Source organism: Vibrio hibernica, from assembly GCF_015223435.1.
Classification (GTDB): Bacteria; Pseudomonadota; Gammaproteobacteria; order Enterobacterales; family Vibrionaceae; genus Vibrio; species Vibrio hibernica.
The window spans coordinates 113197-129636 of the sequence record NZ_VHKO01000002.1; the positions used below are offsets into that span (position 1 = coordinate 113197).

The following is a 16440-nucleotide window of genomic DNA, read 5'->3' on the forward strand; positions in this document are numbered from 1 at the left end:
CTATTTCACCAATAAGTGCTGACGATGTAGGGCATTTGTTATATATCGATACCAATGGTCAGAAATTTTTGCTTTGTCACCAGACCATTCAATATAGTTACGACTTTCAAAGTAGCGTAATGTCCCGATAACTTCAGGAATGGTTAACTGAGTGCATTCAGATAGTTCCTCTGGTGTTGATACTTCCAATTGAACGATGGAACGTAAAATGGCGAGCATAGGTTTTGGCATTTTCTCTAATTCTTCCGATTCAGGTGCTTGGAAAAGCCGAACAACGACTTTGCCTGTCTTTTGGTCTTGGCGTAGCGATAACCTAAAGAAACGTAGGGCAACCGTTGGGTTACCATCCGAATAATGCCAAAGAATACGATAAAATCCCTGCCTTGCACGTTCTTCTTCAGATATATCATCTTGATCCCACTGCTTAGGAAGATTGAGATCATCAAATGATACCGGATTTTCGATATCGTGATTTAGACGAGAGTCGAGTAGTTCGGATATCTGAGACTCAGTCCAACGGGGCATAAATGTTACTAAGTCGAATAGGAGTCTCTCTCCTCGAGCTCGATCAACAAAACGCCAACTTGATTTTTCAATCGCCATCATAATTCGATGATTTTTCTTAGAGCGACGCATTAAGTTTGTGAACTTCATTAGCCCTACTAAACCACCGACCATCGGTTTTACAAGGCGTTGAGCGTTATCAACTGCGATAAGGTAAGAGGTCTCACTTTTTCTTAAGTAAGCCAAAATTTGAATGTCAGAAGATTCCTTGTCCAAACCAAGTTGTTCAGCTAACTCAGACATTAACTCATTATAACCAGCATTAGGACAGTTTAAATAAATTGGTTGAGCGTTATTTACTCTATAGAGTATTTGTTTTAATAAAGTGGTCGTTCCTATCCCTCGCTCACCTGAAATGACACACATAGCAGGACTATCGGATAGGATATATTTTGATAGTTGCTTAATCTCATCAGAAGCATAGCCAATGAGCTTGCTGTCTTCTTTTCCTGGTAAAATATAGTTAAATATATCATCACCTTTCAGCTGGACTAAGTTAGTATTCTGCCCACCATTATCACCCTGTTTTGCGACTTCAATTCTAAATAAATAGGCTAAAGCTTGACTAAAAAAGGCGTATTGGGAAAGGATTGCAATGACAAATTGCTTTAGGTTTCGTGAAATTAACCAAAACGTCATAATAAAAACGGAGATGGTTGATAGTCCAAAACTATCTTTTTTATTTATTGCCCACTGAGCCCATACAGGATGATCCATATTTTGGTTAGTTTCACTAAAAACATAAGGTTTCCATTTACGAAGTACAACCACAGTAATTAATAAAAACCAGAGTGATAACAAGCTCGAAACCCAGTGATATATAGTGCCTTCACCAATGGTTGTTTTTGTCATTTGCAGTATCACGCCAGCACCGATTGCGCTCCAAACATAGTAACGGATACTAGATAAACGAATAGCGGTCATTTCTTTTGTAGTACTACGACTATTACGATAAGCAAATTCTAAAATAAACTTAACAGCAATAGAGCCACCCAACACCCACCAAGTAAATATGCCCAAGAATTTCACATGCTGCAGGCTCTGAAGTGTCGCTAAAATATCTAAAGAGACGGTAATCGCAATTAACCATGCGATAGGGCGATTCGCTTTACTGATATACCAAATGAAACGAATGAGAAGTGATGGTGGTGTAGTGGTTTCAAGTTTTGCTTTACGAAATTGTTTAATGATATCGCTACTATTTCTTAACCACCAAGATAAGCCTAGATAGACTAAAAATAGCTTTACCAACATTACAATCACAGGAACAGGGGAAATGGTTAAATCAATTAAAAATGCTTTAAAACTTTGATATTGAAAAAAAATGAGATATTGAGCATTCAATTGGGTTAGGTGCAATTCAGATTTGAATTGAGTTACGCCATAAGGTCCAAATCCTGTCAGTTTATGAAAAATATTACTATTCGCTAGTTTAAGAAGTTGTTGTTTAGACTCACTAAAACTGTGTAGTGATAAATAATATTCTTGAGTTTCAAACCAGACGGCTTTCCCTTCCATTCTCCTATATTTGGATAAAGATTGATCAAACTGGGTCGTACCGTGGTCTATTTGATATAACGTTGCAGAAAGTAATTCATCGACCTTACTACGATCATTGTCAGACATAAAAAGTGGATCAGGCAATGCGGATACATCTTCAGCAATACGTTGAGCCTCAGAAGAAATCTCTGGTTGCTTCTTCGCCGTAGGCATAGACTCCCATTCTGCTTGTGCAGTAAACGAGAATGTGATTAATAATATACATAATATTGGATGAATTCTGCCCATAAAAGCCACTTTTAACTATTTGATAGCACTGATAATTAGCGCGATATTACACTATAGATATTAATCATAGTTGTTATTTTTTAATAAACATCGATTTTATTTAATCGTTATTTAATTTATACGAAATTATATAGGTTTGATAAAATAAGAGAGTTAGCGCTCAATAATTAAAACCCTAATTTTATCCTTTTTCGAAAACAAGGTAAGTTAGAGTTAATATCCTGTCTGTAGCGAATATACTGTGTAGTTGTACTGTCACCAAAATTTAAAGGACTAAAAATGCATTTTCCTTATCAAAATATTGTCATATTAACTGGGGCAGGGATTTCAGCTGAGTCGGGTATTCAAACATTTCGATCCCAAGATGGTTTATGGGAAAACCATTGTATTGATGATGTTGCAACGCCTGAAGGTTATCAGGCAAACCCTGAGCTCGTACAAAATTTTTATAACCAACGCCGCCAGAGCTTACATGATATTAATATTCAGCCTAATTTGGCGCATTTAGCACTTGCCCAATTAGAAAGTGAACTAGATGGAAAAGTAACCGTTATCACTCAAAATATTGATAACTTACATGAAAAATCCGGGAGCCAGCAGATCATCCATATGCATGGGGAGTTGTTTAAAGCCCGGTGTCCTGAATCAAACCAAGTCATTGATCAAATTGGTGATTTAACGACAAATGACCTGTGTCATTGTTGCCAAATACCGAATCCATTACGGCCACATATTGTTTGGTTTGGAGAGATGCCACTACGTATGGCAGAAATTTATTCAGCAGTAGAACAAGCTGATCTATTCATTTCGATTGGAACATCGGGTGTGGTGTATCCTGCGGCCGGTTTTGTTCATGATGCTAAAATGCATGGGGCCTATACCATCGAGCTTAACTTAGAGCCAAGTGCAGTTGAAAGTGAATTTGCTGAAAAGCGCTATGGTAAAGCCAGTATTGAAGTCCCTAAATTGGTCAGAGAGCTATTGGGTAATATTTAATTGATTCTATAGATACCTCTCAGTAAAGCTAGAAAGTAAAAAAGCTTGCAATAATCTGCAAGCTTTTGATTTTAAGGTGACTCGTCCGAGATAAGGGACTCTGAACTACATATCAACTTTTAGCTTTTGAAAGTATTGCTCATATAAAACATTTGATTCACCAACATCGTTTTGCCACTCGCCACTGTCAAAGACTTTTTGAGGAGGGAATACATCTTGATCCTCAATAAAATCTTTCGGAAGAAGTGGATAAGCGGCCTTTACTGGTGTTGGGTAACCAATTTCTAAAGCAATTTTAGCAGCGTTATCAGGACGTAATAAGAAATTAATCATCTTATGTGCGGCATCAACATTTTTAGACCCAGCAGGAATAGCTAGGCTATCCATCCAGAATATTGTCCCTTTTTCTGGCCAAATAATATGAATAGGTGCTCCATCCTTACGAGCCGCGTAAGCAGAACCATTCCAAATCATCCCTAAAGAAGTTTCACCTGCCATATACGGATTCGCAGGGTTATCTGAATTAAAAACTAATACGTTAGGCATCAGTTTTTTTAACTCCTCATAAGCTTGTTTGATTTCTTCTGGATCAGTTGAATTAGCCGAATAGCCAAGTTTTGTTAATGCTACTTGGAATACTTCACGAGGATCATCCATCATCATTAATTGACCAATCCATTTTGAATCCCATAAATCAGCCCATTTATGGATGGATTTTGTGTCTAGCATATCGGTGTTTATGCCAATGCCCGTTGCGCCCCAAATATAAGGGATCGAGTAGTCATTATTTGGATCAAACGGTTTATTTAAATAGTTTGGGTCTAAACCATCAAAATTTGTTAGTTTCGATTTATCTATTGGCTGTAACATGCCTTCTTTTCTCATTTTTGCGACAAAATAAGTAGAAGGAACAACTAGGTCATAGCCTTTGCCTTGGGTTTTTAATTTGGCATACATGGATTCATTAGACTCATAAGTCGAATAAATAACCTTGATTCCCGTTTCTTTGGTGAATTCTTGTAAGATCTCACTAGGGATATACTCTGACCAATTATAAAAATAGAGTTCATTGTCATCTGCCAGCGCATAGTTTGCCGTTAATGAGCCAGCCAATGCTGCGCCTACAAGTAACTTAGACCATGGTTTCATTTGTATCCCCCAGTGTGAATCGTAGTTTTATGCATATTAAAAATAGTGTGAAGTATAGTTAGATTAAGGTTTTTTTAAAGCCTTATTCAGTATTTATGAAAAATGTTAACCATTACAAAATCATACTTATGATCGAGCCCTATCTCTGGCAATTAACTGAGAGCAAACGACTAGAATTAAAGACACTATCAGCATAACTGTTGCTAAAGCGTTCACTTCAGGTGAAATGCCGACTTTAACCATGGAATAGATTTTTAAAGGTAGTATTTCATAACTAGGCCCAGTCACAAATGAGCTAATGATGACATCGTCTAATGATAACGTAAAACTTAGTAGCCAGCCGGCGGCAACCGCAGGTTTAGCTAAAGGTAATAGGATTCGTTTTAAAATAACCCACTCACTGGCCCCAAGATCTTTTGCCGCTTCTAGCATCTTCACATCAAACCCTTTTAGTCGACTGTAAACGGTCACAACGACAAAAGGTAAGCAAAAAGTGATATGCGATATGAGTAATGTTAGTAACCCTAATTGAAAACCAACGACCAAAAATAAGGCTAACAAAGAAATAGCCATCACAATATCAGGTGACATCATTACAATGAATAACAATCCATTCACCGCACCTTTACCTTTAAACCGATAGCGGAATAAAGCAACAGCCGTCAGGCTACCGATGATAGTTGCAGCCGTTGAGGAAATTACAGCAATGGTAATCGAATGCCCAGCGGCTTGAATAAGGCTATCATTATGCAATAAATCGCCATACCATTTTGTGGTAAAGCCATCCCAACGAATGCCAAATCGACTCGTATTAAAGGAATTAGCAATTAAAACTAAAATAGGTAAATATAAAAATAGGTAGACCAAGCTCATAAAACTGGACTTAATAACCTTAGCGCCGACTTTGTTGGCCATTAGTCTAACTCCACTTTTCTGTTGAGCAATTTTCCTGCGCGATAATAGGCATAAAGCATGAATGCCATAACAAGAGTGAGCGCGATGCTGGTTGCGGCGCCAAACGGCCAATCACGAGCGTTGAGTACTTGGCTTTTAATGACATTCCCGATCAATAGGTTTTTAGCACCACCTAATAAATCAGAAACATAAAACATCCCTAAAGCGGGCAATAATACTAATAAACAGCCACCAATAATACCGGGCATAGTGAGAGGTAGTATGACTTTAAGAAGGGTTTGAATTTTATTAGCACCAAGATCTCTTGCCGCCTCGATATAAGTTCGATCCAGTTTTTCAATGGCAGAGTAGAGCGGCAGAATCATAAACGGAAGTAATATATAAACTAATCCAACCATAACTGCGACTTCTGTATACATAATACGAATCGGGTGCTCAATGAGCCCAATCGCGATTAGGCTTTTATTTAAAATTCCTTGTGTTCCCAGCACAACTTTTAATCCATAAGTACGGATAAGGGAATTAGTCCAAAAGGGTACGATGACGAGAAATAACATAATTGGACGCATTTTCTCTGGCATTTTTGCCACAATATAAGCAAAAGGGTACCCAATGAACAAGCATAATCCGGTTGCTATGACTGCCATGTATAGCGAGTGAAGCATGACTTTTGCATAAAGCGGATCAAGCAGGCGTGCATAGTTGTGTAAAGTGAATGTTAGATCGATTAAGTTGGCATCATCACGCGTTAAAAAGCTAGTGATGATGATCATAATGTTTGGAATAAAAACAAACAACATTAACCATGACACAATCAAGAATATAATGCTGTTTTGAAGATTGATTTTCTTCATCATGCTATTCAGTGCCCGCGATAGATTGGAGTGTTTCAGATTCATCAGGAAGCACAACTTCCCAGCTTTCGACCCAAGTAATTGATACTTTTTGGCCAATCGAGTGATCAACATCGGGGTCATCTTCATTGAAAAACTCACTGACCATCACTCGCATGCCAGACTCTTCAAGTTCTACAACAGAATCTAAAGTCACGCCCTTATAGGTTCGTTCTGTGACATGCCCTACAATGCCGTTACCTTCAGATTCTTGAATTTCTTCAATACGAATATCTTCAGGTCGAAGTAGGACTTTCAACTCTTGCCCTTGTCGTACTGATTTTTTGAAATGCACAACAGATTCACAGCCTTCAATGGAAGCAAGAATCGTATTTTCATCAAGCCTACGAATGACGGTCGCATTGAAAACGTTTATCTCACCGATAAAACTTGCCACAAATAAGTTTCGAGGTTCTTCATAAATTTCACGTGGAGAGCCATCTTGTTCTATTACGCCATCTCGCATTACGATAATACGATCTGACATAGAGAGAGCTTCTTCTTGATCATGAGTAACAAAAATAAAGGTGATCCCAAGTTGGCGTTGCAGTCGCTTTAATTCGAGCTGCATTTGTTTTCGCAATTTATAATCTAGTGCAGAGAGGGATTCATCTAGTAGGAGTACTTTGGGTTTATTCACAACAGCGCGCGCGATCGCAATGCGTTGTTGTTGTCCACCTGAGAGTTGGTGAGGCTGTCTTTGTGCCATGTTCTCAAGTCGAACCATTTTTAAAGCATCAATGACACGAGTCTCAATTTCCAAATCCGCTACTTTTTGCATACGCAAACCAAAAGCTACATTTTCATAGACGGACATATGTGGAAATAAAGCATAGCTCTGAAATACAGTGTTGACATGTCGTTGTTCTGGGGGAAGTTGCGTCACATCTTCATTTGCCAGTAATATTTTGCCGCAATCAACGGTTTCAAATCCTGCAATCATTCGTAAAACTGTAGTTTTCCCACAGCCAGATGGACCAAGTATGGTTAAAAATTCACCATGATTGACGTTTAGATCTAAGTTTTCAATGATAGTTTTGTCATCAAAAGACTTACTTATGCCAGTTAGTGTAATAACTGTAGATCTATGTAACTGTTCAACATTCAATTTCGGTATTTCTCCCTAGAAAGAAAAGTATTGCTCAACACAAAAATTTGAGGGCGCATCATAGTCGCCATTGCAGACATTTTCTAGCGGTTTACAGTTAAATAATGGCTAGGACGGAATGTTTACAAGTAAGCCGGGCATTATCCTCTATTGTTTTGATGATTTCAAAAAAGTTGACATTAAATTCCTATTTATTGTTTTATTGTTTAATTTTTCATCATACTTACAAAATGAAATGGATTAAAAATGCTGGAAACTCGCATCTTGAGTTGGCATGGGTATAATGTGCGCCATAAGCTTATTTGACGCTGTTTGGACAACTAATACATGAATGATGAACTAGAAAAAGAATTCAATGTCGGAGGTGATCTGACGACAGCCTTAAACGGCCAATATGAATTAAAAGCGAGCCAGGTAATAAAAGAGGCTTGGCAGTTAACGATGAAGTATTTTTTATCATTCTCACCTACCATTTTCCTTTTATTGATTTTACAGATTGCTATCTTCGCCGTGGCGCTGAAACTTCAGCTTGGCGACCCTAGTGTGATCTTACAATTGTTTCAAGATGCCTCGGATATCTCTCAGCATCAAAATATTATTCAATCGATATTCGTTGCTAATTTTAGTTATGAAATTATCAGTGCACCTTTATATGCGGGTGTCTGCCTTATGGCTATGAGTCATACCACCGGTTTTAAAACACAACCTCGTCATATGCTGAAAGGTTTGCAGTTTACCGTTCCTCTTATGGTAATGACCTTGATTGCTTTAACCTTGCAAGGTATTGCTGGGATGGTGTTGCCGTTTTTATCACTATATTTGACTATGGCCTTTAGTCATGCACCATTATTGATTTGTGAGAAACGACTCACTCCCTTGAAGTCTTTGTTGCTGTCACTAAGAGCAGTCAATAAAAAAATCCTGCCATTAACTGCCATTTATTTATTAGTTATAATGATGTTTTTTGCAGCGGCACTCTTTTATGGCATTGGCCTTATTTTTGTTTTGCCATTTTATTTTCATGTTAAGGGCGTTCTTTATCGCGATATGTTCGGCATTCGTTTAAAAGTTGTCTCAGGTGGGGGGAATCCTCCTAATAATGGTAGTAAACAATCTCAGGTATTTAACGCATGATTAAAAAACTCATAATGGCTGTCATCATTTTGGCATTTTGGGCTGTGTATTATTTTCAAAATCATTACTCATCAGATACCACTAAACCTGTTGAAAAAAGCAAAACAGAAAACGTTGATATCAATGCTAAAAAAATGAATTTTTTCGAACAATTACGTCCTGGCTTTGAAAAGGAAAATCAACGTGTTGAAAGTGAGCGTAGTCAATTACTTGAATTACAATCAGCGCTTGCAGAAAAAAATGTCAGCTCTGGTCTGCTAAAAAAGGCTTCAACGCTTGCTCAAATGTATGATGTTTCTTTACCTGAAGAGGGTGTCACAAAAGACTGGTTAAGTGATATGTTTATACGAGTTAATATTTTACCTGAGGCTCTCGTATTAACTCAGGCGGCAAATGAATCCGCCTGGGGAACATCTCGTTTTGCTCGGGACGCCAATAACTTCTTTGGCCAATGGTGCTATAGCGAAGGGTGCGGTCTTGTTCCATCGCAACGTGTTGAAGGTGCGACTCATGAAGTGGCAAAGTTTGATAATCCTCAGGCGTCAATTCATGCTTATTTCATGAATGTAAACCGTAATGATGCTTATAAAGAGTTACGTAATATTCGTCAAAGTTTGGCTGAGAAAAAAGTGAGTTTATCTTCAACAGCCGCCGCATTAGAATTAACGAATGGGCTATTAAGTTATTCAGAAAGAGGTCAAGACTATATAAATGACCTTCAAAGTATGATTAAGCAGAATAAGAATTATTGGAAAAATTAATAATGAAACGATGGAGATACTCGATATTACTGATGGCACTAACTTGTGTATTGTCTACACCTGTTTATGCACAGCAATATAGGTTTAATTATTCTAAGCTATACACACAAATGAAGAATAATATAACGGAAGGACACCCTGATATTAAAGTGGGATTTTTCTTCCAACAGCATGATTCCCCGGATCTCTGTCGTATTGATAAAGCTTGGATGGAAAAAGAAAAACACTATGAAGAGTTTCATATTCCGGGTAACCAAGAACTGATTGTTCCTCTAGATGATAACTTACGCCAAGTAGGCCCTTTGGTTTATATTAATACTGAAGAGGGAAAACAGTGTGATTTCTCGATGGTAGTGATGACTAAGCAGCCTTTATCTGGTGATGTCAATTACGATAAAGTAAAAAGCTTAGTACCTCAAATGGATAAGATGCTTGATGATTTAGGTGGTATGTTTTCTCGTTGGTTTTCGCCAGATGTTGTTGGCTTGACGCTTGAGTTTTCTAATTTAAATAATGGGTGGATTACTGTTACGAATGGCCAGGATATCGAAATACGAAGTGGCAAAGCTTTAATAAAGCTAGCTGATTTAAAGTCAGACTCAATTCTACATCTTCCTAAAGCGACATTCAGAACAATGCCATTATTAGAAAAATAAAATATCTTCGTTTTCAGTTCATCAAATACGAATATAAAAACACCGAAGGTACATAAATAACCCCCAATGTTGGTTGTCCAATTATTTGGGGTCACTTCAAAACTACCTTCGGTGTTTTTTATTTCTATATAGCGCTAGATATTACTGACATCTAACTGCATCTTAGGATCAAAGCGGATAACATCTTCATCTGCCATAGAAGCTTGTGGTATTTCTTCTTTATCAAAACCAATATCACCCCCATTGATTACTCCAGAGTCACGGTCTATGGATTTAAAATCAAACAGTTCGTAATCAGCTAAATGGCTTGGCACTACATTTTGTACCGCTTTAAACATAGTTTCAATTCGGCCAGGGAAACGCTTATCCCACTCATTGAGCATTTGTTTAATGTTTTGGCGCTGTAAATTTGGTTGAGATCCACATAAATTACACGGAATGATAGGGTATTCGCGTAAGTCGGAATACTTGATAATATCTTTTTCACGGCAATAAGCTAATGGACGAATGACAACGTGCTCACCATTATCTGAAACCAACTTGGGTGGCATCGCTTTTAATTTACCGCCATGAAACATGTTCAGGAATAATGTCTCTAAGATATCATCACGATGGTGGCCTAAGGCAATTTTTGTCGCGCCAATCTCTTTAGCTGTACGGTATAAAATACCACGGCGTAAACGTGAACATAGAGAACATGTTGTTTTACCTTCAGGCACTTTATCTTGAACAATTGAATAAGTATCTTCAGTGACGATTTTGTACTCAACACCTAATTCATCAAGGTAAGCTGGAAGAATATGATCAGGAAAGCCCGGTTGTTTTTGATCTAGGTTTACAGCAATGAGTTCAAAATGAATAGGAGCACTTTTCTTTAAGCTCATTAAGATATCTAACATGGTGAAACTATCTTTCCCACCAGATAAACACACCATAATGCGATCACCATCTTCAATCATATTGTAATCAGCAATGGCTTGACCAGTATTACGACGAATACGTTTTTGTAGCTTATTGAAATCATATTGTTTAGCTTTATCAGCAGACTCGGTTTCTGGTGTGATATTTTGATTTGAACTCATGGTGATAGACCTTAACTTACCAAAACGCTTATGTAGTACATATGTTCAATACATAAATGAAGGCCGTATCATACCCACAAATAATAAAAGAGCAATACGATGTAATTGCTCTTTTAGAATAGTGGATAGCTGTAATGACAACTTAATTATTAGGATCGAGTGGGCTTATATAGCCATGAGGCTTAAGGGCAAGAATATCACAGTTAATTTTATCAATAACGTTTTCAGCAGTGTTACCAATAAAGACCGCAGATAATCCCGTCCTTCCTGTTGTTCCTATAATCACAAGTCCTGCTCTGACTTCTGTAGCGACTTTAGGAATTACATCTTCAGGAAGCCCTTCGAGAACTCGAGTATGATCTTCATCAATCGTATATTTTTGTCGTAGTGCTTTCATTGACGTTAAATGAAAACCGCGAACTGCATCAGTATAAGAGGTTGGATCAAATTCAGGTAGCTCAACTGTTACGTTTGCTGGCGTCACAGGGTAAGAGTTTGCTAAATAAACCTCTGCATTAAGCGGTTTCGAAAACTTAATAGCTTGCTCTGTCATATAGTGATTTAGTGATACATGTGTTTCGCTTTCAGATCCAACATGAACAGAGGCCACAATACTTCCATTGAGAGGCCAATCATGATTTTTGACCAATAAAACAGGGCAAGGGCATTTACGCAACAAATGCCAATCAGTAGGCGTGAAAAACACAGTCTCTAAGGTATCGTGCTTTCTCGTCGCTTTCAGGAGTAAATCATGTTCCCCAGCAAAAATCTCACCAATAATGGCTTCGAATGGGCGATGATGCCAAATAACTTTAATTGTAAACTGAATACCCGCTTGAAGGTAAGGTGCAGCTACTTCTTTCATCCATTCTTCACGTTGTTGTATCACACCTCGGCGCATAGCATCACGTTCATCAGAAGATAACATTGATGTCATGTCATAGGAGAAATCATAGATTGAAAGAAAGAAAGTAATCGGTGTAGGGGTTGGGAAATCTCGAACAATTTGAAAAGCACGTGACAGTGCAGATTGTTCAGTGTTGTTGACGTCAGCTACGACTAAAATGCTTTTATATTCATCCATAACAGCTTCCTTAACTTTTCAATATAATCAATATACGAATTTGTCTCTCACTAACTGTAGCTGAATCTTATTTGTTTTTTAAGTACATAGATCAATCTTTAAAGAGAAAAAAGGCCGAATGCACATATATTCGACCTTTTAACTATTTGATTTGACGATTGTTAATCATTGACCACACCAGCTAACTTCTGTAATTCATCATGGTTATTAATCGTAATGTATTTGCCTTTAACTGCTAAAATATCGCTTTTTTGGAAACGACCTAATAAGCGACTGATAGTTTCCACAGTTAAACCAAGATAATTGCCAATGTCACCGCGAGTCATGGTTAAGCGAAACTCTCGAGGAGAGAAACCTCGCTGAGAGAAGCGTGTTGATAGGTTGTAAAGAAATGCAGCCAAACGTTCCTCTGCATTTTTCTTTGAAAGTAAAAGGATCATATTTTGATCGCCTTTGATTTCATTACTCATCAAACGCATGATTTGTTGGCGTAATTTAGGCATCTTTCCTGATAAGTCATCTAAGGTTTCATATGGAATTTCACATATCATCGAAGTTTCAAGTGCTTGTGCAAAACTTGGGTGTGAATTTTCATTAATTGCATCAAAACCAATCAAATCACCAGCAAGATGAAATGCAGTAATTTGCTCATCACCTTGTTCTGTAATTGTATAACTTTTGATCGTGCCAGAGCGAATTGCATACAAAGATTTAAGATCATCTCCAGCTTTAAAGATCTCTTGACCCTTTTGAATCGGCTTTTTTCGCTCGATAATTTCATCTAACTGATCAAGTTCAGAGTCATTTAATGTAAAAGGAATACATAGCTGACTGATACTACAATCCTGACAATGAATTGCACTACCGCCAGGTTGGATACGTTTCGTTTTCGAGTTATCAGAAGTCATAAATTACCAAGCGTTATAATTGATATGTATCAATATTTTAGCAGTATATGAAGCTAAAGGATAGGTGAAAGTGGTATGTGGTGAATGTAATAAATCACCATATAGGTTATTTAATTTTATATAATAAATTCAAATGATTACAAAAATTTCAATATGGATTGATAGAGTTGAAATAGTCCATAAATGAAGAGTAATGAGGCACCTAATCGTCGAATAAACAATCGTCGAATCCAAACTTTTAACTTTCCGGTACTGACGCCAACAGCAAGCATTAAAGGGAGGGTGCCCAAACCAAAGAACAGCATGACTAAAGCACCTTGCTCAGCGCTACCGGCTGCGGCAGACCAAGTCAGCATTGAATACACCATGCCACAAGGTAACCATCCCCAGATAAACCCAAAAGGAATGGCATAAATAGGGTGTTTAATAGGTAAAAGCTTCTGTCCTATTGGCGATATATACTTCCATATGTATTGACCAATTTTTTCTATATGGAGTAATCCTTGCCACCACTGCCCAATATAAAGAGCTAAAATAATCATAAATAGAGATGACATAACACGCAGCCATGCCAATGAATTATTAATACCTGAAAATTGTATGATGGTCGATAAAGACCCGCCAATGAGAGCGCCTATTAAGCTATAACTTGCGATTCGACCTAGATTATAGAAAAGAGGATTGAGCCAGCTAGATTTTGGTGAGGTTTGCCCTAAGTTCATTAACCCTGCAATACCACCACACATCCCCATACAATGACCAGCACCTAATACACCGATCAAAAACGCTGCGATCCAGTCTTGTGTCATGGTGCTTTTTTATCCGATTGACTATTTACTTTCGGTTTATCTTCGTTGTCATCAAAAAGAATGCTGTGTCCTTGACGATCGAGATCATCAAACTGATCACTTTTGACAGCCCAAATAAAAATCGCAACCGCAATGCATACAAAGATGATAGCAATGGGGATTAAAATATATAAACTTTCCATTATTTTAATAGCCTTAAAGAATTGGTAACCACAATAATAGAGCTGGTAGACATCCCTAAAACCGCAATATATGGCGCAACAAGTCCCATTACCGCAAGAGGTAAAATAATGAGATTATAGCCAAGCGCCCAAGCAAGATTTTGCCTGATAATACGACGAGTAAACAGAGCTAACTGTCTAGCCTCTAAAATTCGGTCTAGTCTATCTCCCAACAGCACCATATCGGCAGATGCTTTAGCAACATCTGAACCTCCGCCCATCGCTACAGATAAGTGAGAACCAGCCAACGTTGGGGCATCATTTATACCATCGCCAATCATTAACGTTATTTTAGTTTTATTCAGTTCTTTTAAATAATGCAGTTTATCTTCCGGTTTAGCTTGGAAAACATAATCTTTCACACCTAAATTATTCGCGACTTTACTGGCACTAGATTCAGTATCGCCCGTTAAGATGGTGATATCCAATCCTTTAGATTGTATTGCTTGAATAAAATCAGGCGTTTCAGGTCGAATCGGGTCACTGTATTCAAAGCTGGCAATCAATTGACCATTTGAGGTTAAATAAATAGCCGAAGTTTTTGATGATGGTTCTAATAATGTTTGCTCTGAATGCATTAAGGCAAATTCCAACGTTCCAATACGCCATTCTTCATCTTGGTAGAATCCAGACAAACCTGAGCCTATAACATTATTCACCTGAGTAAATTCTATAGAAGTATCCAACTTATCACGAAATGCCTTTGCGATAGGGTGATTAGCATGTTGCTCTAAACCTGCTGCAATATTTAAGCATTGTAATGTGGAGAGTTCTCTTTCTATAGCAAATGGGCTTAATGTTGTTTGGTCGATATGAATATTACCAGTGGTGAGCGTGCCTGTTTTATCAAGAACAATATGATTCACTCTACATAAAGTCTCAAATACATGTCCTTTACGTAATAAAATGCCTAAGCTACCTAGACGGGATGTTGCACAGGTTACTGCTGTTGGTGTCGCCAGTGAAAGCGCACAAGGACAGGTTGCTACTAATACGGAAAGCATAATCCAAAATGCAGATTCTGGTTGATATTGATGCCAGTAGATCCAAGTAAATAATGCAATCACTAGAATGATAGCAACAAAATATTTAGCAATTCGATCCGCTATTTCAGCAACTTTTGGCTTTGAAAATTCAGCTTCATCTTGTAGGCGAACAATACTAGAAATAACAGAGTCAGCTTTATGGCGTGTCACTTCTAAATCAAAAGATTCATCAACATTTATGGTGCCGGCAAAGATAAAATCACCAACCGTTTTTAATACAGGAATTGATTCGCCGGTTAACATCGATTCATCAACTTGAGTTGTCGAGTTGATAATTTTGCCATCCGCGGGAATATGCTCACCAGGTAGAACCCGAACGACGTCACCAATCTGTAAACTTCTGACTGGAATTTGTGAACCATCAACTTTTCTTGCCATGGCAGGGATTAGTTTCAATAAATTGGCACTTGCTGTGGCGGCTTTTCGACGAGCCCGCATTTCTAAAAAACGGCCAATCAGTAAGAAGAAGGTAAACATTGAGATGGATTCAAAAAACACTTCACCTTTACCCGCGACCGTTGCCCATACACTAGCGAAGTATGCAAAGATAAGGGCAATTGATACGGGAACATCCATGCCTAAACTGCGAGCTTTTAAACTACGCCATGCGTTAAGGTAGAAGGGCTGAGCGGAATAAAGCAATACCGGGGTTGCGAAAATCAAACTAACGTAGCGCAAATATTGTTTGAATTCACTGTCGAGATCTGAAAATACTTCAAAATACAAAGCTACCGCTAGCATCATGACTTGCATTGTGGCCAGGCCTGCAACCCCGAGACGATAAAGATATTGCTTCATCATTTGATGGTAGCTTTCTTCTTGTTTATTTGGTTCAAAGGGGGCAGCTTTATAGCCTAATTGATGAATAGCGTTCAGAAGCTGGCTTAATTGCGTTTGAGTATCATCCCAACTTAAAATTGCGCGACTGGTTGTTATATTTACTCTTATTTGAATAACGCCAATTTGAGCGCTTAATTGTCTTTCAATTAACCAGGCACAGGCCGCGCATGATATACCATCTAGTGAGAGTGTTATTTCAGAAATGTCCTCACTAAAGCGAACAAACTCACTCTGTACTTCCTTATTATCGTAATGAATTAGCTCTTTAAGTTGCTCAGGGACTAGATCTGCTTTTTCAGCCGTAGCGGTGCGATACTGGTAATAAGAAACTAGTCCACTCTCTAAAATGGTCTGAGCGACCGATTGGCACCCAGGACAACACATTACCCTAAGTTCCCCTAGAATTTCGATGCTGAAACTGGCTTTGTCGGGAACAATATCACCGCAATGATAACATTCTTTTGGTGCCGAATTTTGTATCATGAT

The 16440-nt window shown here is 38.1% G+C and carries 15 protein-coding genes; 4 read left to right on the forward strand and 11 right to left on the reverse strand.

Annotated elements, in window-relative coordinates:
• The gene (locus tag FH976_RS01825) at positions 1-2352 is read right to left on the reverse strand and encodes an ATP-binding protein (RefSeq protein ID WP_194089204.1); all 2352 of its coding nucleotides are present in this window, start codon (positions 2350-2352) and stop codon (positions 1-3) included.
• Between the two features lie 279 nt (positions 2353-2631).
• On the opposite strand from FH976_RS01825, the gene cobB reads away from it, so the two are divergent.
• Positions 2632-3348: a Sir2 family NAD+-dependent deacetylase gene (gene cobB, locus FH976_RS01830; protein ID WP_194089205.1), complete on the forward strand. Its 717-nt coding sequence runs from the start codon at positions 2632-2634 to the stop codon at positions 3346-3348.
• A gap of 105 nt (positions 3349-3453) precedes the next feature.
• On the opposite strand, the gene FH976_RS01835 is transcribed toward cobB, so the two are convergent.
• From FH976_RS01835 to potA, 4 genes are all read right to left on the reverse strand, one after another.
• Positions 3454-4497, reverse strand: coding sequence for an extracellular solute-binding protein (locus FH976_RS01835; RefSeq protein WP_194089206.1), 1044 nt, complete (start codon positions 4495-4497; stop codon positions 3454-3456).
• A gap of 126 nt (positions 4498-4623) precedes the next feature.
• On the reverse strand, positions 4624-5412 hold the full coding sequence (potC, locus tag FH976_RS01840) for a spermidine/putrescine ABC transporter permease PotC (protein WP_194089207.1): 789 nt from the start codon (positions 5410-5412) through the stop codon (positions 4624-4626).
• Entirely contained in the window at positions 5412-6269 is an 858-nt protein-coding gene (gene potB, locus FH976_RS01845) for a spermidine/putrescine ABC transporter permease PotB (RefSeq protein WP_194089208.1), read from the reverse strand. Before potB ends, potC begins: the two co-directional genes overlap by 1 nt.
• A gap of 1 nt (position 6270) precedes the next feature.
• Positions 6271-7413, reverse strand: a complete 1143-nt coding sequence (gene potA / locus FH976_RS01850) for a spermidine/putrescine ABC transporter ATP-binding protein PotA (protein WP_194089209.1) — start codon at positions 7411-7413, stop codon at positions 6271-6273.
• 327 nt (positions 7414-7740) lie between these two features.
• Here potA and FH976_RS01855 point away from each other — a divergent pair, with 327 nt between their 5' ends.
• The 3 genes from FH976_RS01855 to FH976_RS01865 are packed head-to-tail and all read left to right on the forward strand — an operon-like array spanning position 7741 to position 9964.
• Positions 7741-8547, forward strand: a complete 807-nt coding sequence (locus tag FH976_RS01855; RefSeq protein ID WP_194089210.1) for a DUF2189 domain-containing protein — start codon at positions 7741-7743, stop codon at positions 8545-8547.
• Positions 8544-9308, forward strand: a complete 765-nt coding sequence (locus tag FH976_RS01860) for a glucosaminidase domain-containing protein (RefSeq protein WP_194089211.1) — start codon at positions 8544-8546, stop codon at positions 9306-9308. The genes FH976_RS01855 and FH976_RS01860 overlap by 4 nt, the downstream gene beginning before the upstream one ends.
• A gap of 2 nt (positions 9309-9310) precedes the next feature.
• Positions 9311-9964 carry a DUF2987 domain-containing protein gene (locus FH976_RS01865; protein ID WP_194089212.1) on the forward strand — a complete coding sequence of 218 codons (654 nt, stop codon included), beginning with the start codon at positions 9311-9313 and terminating at the stop codon, positions 9962-9964.
• 134 nt (positions 9965-10098) lie between these two features.
• Here the strand turns inward: FH976_RS01865 and ttcA are convergent, their stop codons facing one another.
• The 6 genes from ttcA to FH976_RS01895 all read right to left on the reverse strand — a co-directional run bounded on the left by ttcA (position 10099) and on the right by FH976_RS01895 (position 16437).
• Complete coding sequence (gene ttcA / locus FH976_RS01870) at positions 10099-11046, reverse strand: tRNA 2-thiocytidine(32) synthetase TtcA (RefSeq protein WP_194950283.1); 948 nt, start codon at positions 11044-11046, stop codon at positions 10099-10101.
• Between the two features lie 142 nt (positions 11047-11188).
• Positions 11189-12130, reverse strand: a complete 942-nt coding sequence (uspE, locus tag FH976_RS01875) for a universal stress protein UspE (protein ID WP_194089213.1) — start codon at positions 12128-12130, stop codon at positions 11189-11191.
• 161 nt (positions 12131-12291) lie between these two features.
• Positions 12292-13038 carry an FNR family transcription factor gene (locus FH976_RS01880; RefSeq protein WP_194089214.1) on the reverse strand — a complete coding sequence of 249 codons (747 nt, stop codon included), beginning with the start codon at positions 13036-13038 and terminating at the stop codon, positions 12292-12294.
• A 137-nt stretch (positions 13039-13175) separates the two neighbouring features.
• On the reverse strand, positions 13176-13847 hold the full coding sequence (locus FH976_RS01885) for a sulfite exporter TauE/SafE family protein (RefSeq protein ID WP_194089215.1): 672 nt from the start codon (positions 13845-13847) through the stop codon (positions 13176-13178).
• The gene (gene ccoS, locus FH976_RS01890; RefSeq protein ID WP_194089216.1) at positions 13844-14029 is read right to left on the reverse strand and encodes a cbb3-type cytochrome oxidase assembly protein CcoS; all 186 of its coding nucleotides are present in this window, start codon (positions 14027-14029) and stop codon (positions 13844-13846) included. The genes FH976_RS01885 and ccoS overlap by 4 nt, the downstream gene beginning before the upstream one ends.
• Positions 14029-16437: a heavy metal translocating P-type ATPase gene (locus FH976_RS01895; protein ID WP_194089217.1), complete on the reverse strand. Its 2409-nt coding sequence runs from the start codon at positions 16435-16437 to the stop codon at positions 14029-14031. The genes ccoS and FH976_RS01895 overlap by 1 nt, the downstream gene beginning before the upstream one ends.
• Positions 16438-16440 lie beyond the last annotated feature (3 nt).

What these genes read in the sequence shown, in the direction of transcription:
- FH976_RS01855 (WP_194089210.1), top strand. Translation starts at nt 7,741, where the DNA reads ATGAATGATGAACTAGAAAAAGAATTCAATGTCGGAGGTGATCTGACG.
- FH976_RS01825 (WP_194089204.1), bottom strand. Translation starts at nt 2,352, where the DNA reads ATGGGCAGAATTCATCCAATATTATGTATATTATTAATCACATTCTCG.
- potC (WP_194089207.1), bottom strand. Translation starts at nt 5,412, where the DNA reads ATGGCCAACAAAGTCGGCGCTAAGGTTATTAAGTCCAGTTTTATGAGC.
- FH976_RS01860 (WP_194089211.1), top strand. Translation starts at nt 8,544, where the DNA reads ATGATTAAAAAACTCATAATGGCTGTCATCATTTTGGCATTTTGGGCT.
- ccoS (WP_194089216.1), bottom strand. Translation starts at nt 14,029, where the DNA reads ATGGAAAGTTTATATATTTTAATCCCCATTGCTATCATCTTTGTATGC.
- ttcA (WP_194950283.1), bottom strand. Translation starts at nt 11,046, where the DNA reads ATGAGTTCAAATCAAAATATCACACCAGAAACCGAGTCTGCTGATAAA.
- FH976_RS01880 (WP_194089214.1), bottom strand. Translation starts at nt 13,038, where the DNA reads ATGACTTCTGATAACTCGAAAACGAAACGTATCCAACCTGGCGGTAGT.
- uspE (WP_194089213.1), bottom strand. Translation starts at nt 12,130, where the DNA reads ATGGATGAATATAAAAGCATTTTAGTCGTAGCTGACGTCAACAACACT.
- FH976_RS01865 (WP_194089212.1), top strand. Translation starts at nt 9,311, where the DNA reads ATGAAACGATGGAGATACTCGATATTACTGATGGCACTAACTTGTGTA.
- FH976_RS01895 (WP_194089217.1), bottom strand. Translation starts at nt 16,437, where the DNA reads ATGATACAAAATTCGGCACCAAAAGAATGTTATCATTGCGGTGATATT.
- FH976_RS01835 (WP_194089206.1), bottom strand. Translation starts at nt 4,497, where the DNA reads ATGAAACCATGGTCTAAGTTACTTGTAGGCGCAGCATTGGCTGGCTCA.
- FH976_RS01885 (WP_194089215.1), bottom strand. Translation starts at nt 13,847, where the DNA reads ATGACACAAGACTGGATCGCAGCGTTTTTGATCGGTGTATTAGGTGCT.
- potB (WP_194089208.1), bottom strand. Translation starts at nt 6,269, where the DNA reads ATGATGAAGAAAATCAATCTTCAAAACAGCATTATATTCTTGATTGTG.
- cobB (WP_194089205.1), top strand. Translation starts at nt 2,632, where the DNA reads ATGCATTTTCCTTATCAAAATATTGTCATATTAACTGGGGCAGGGATT.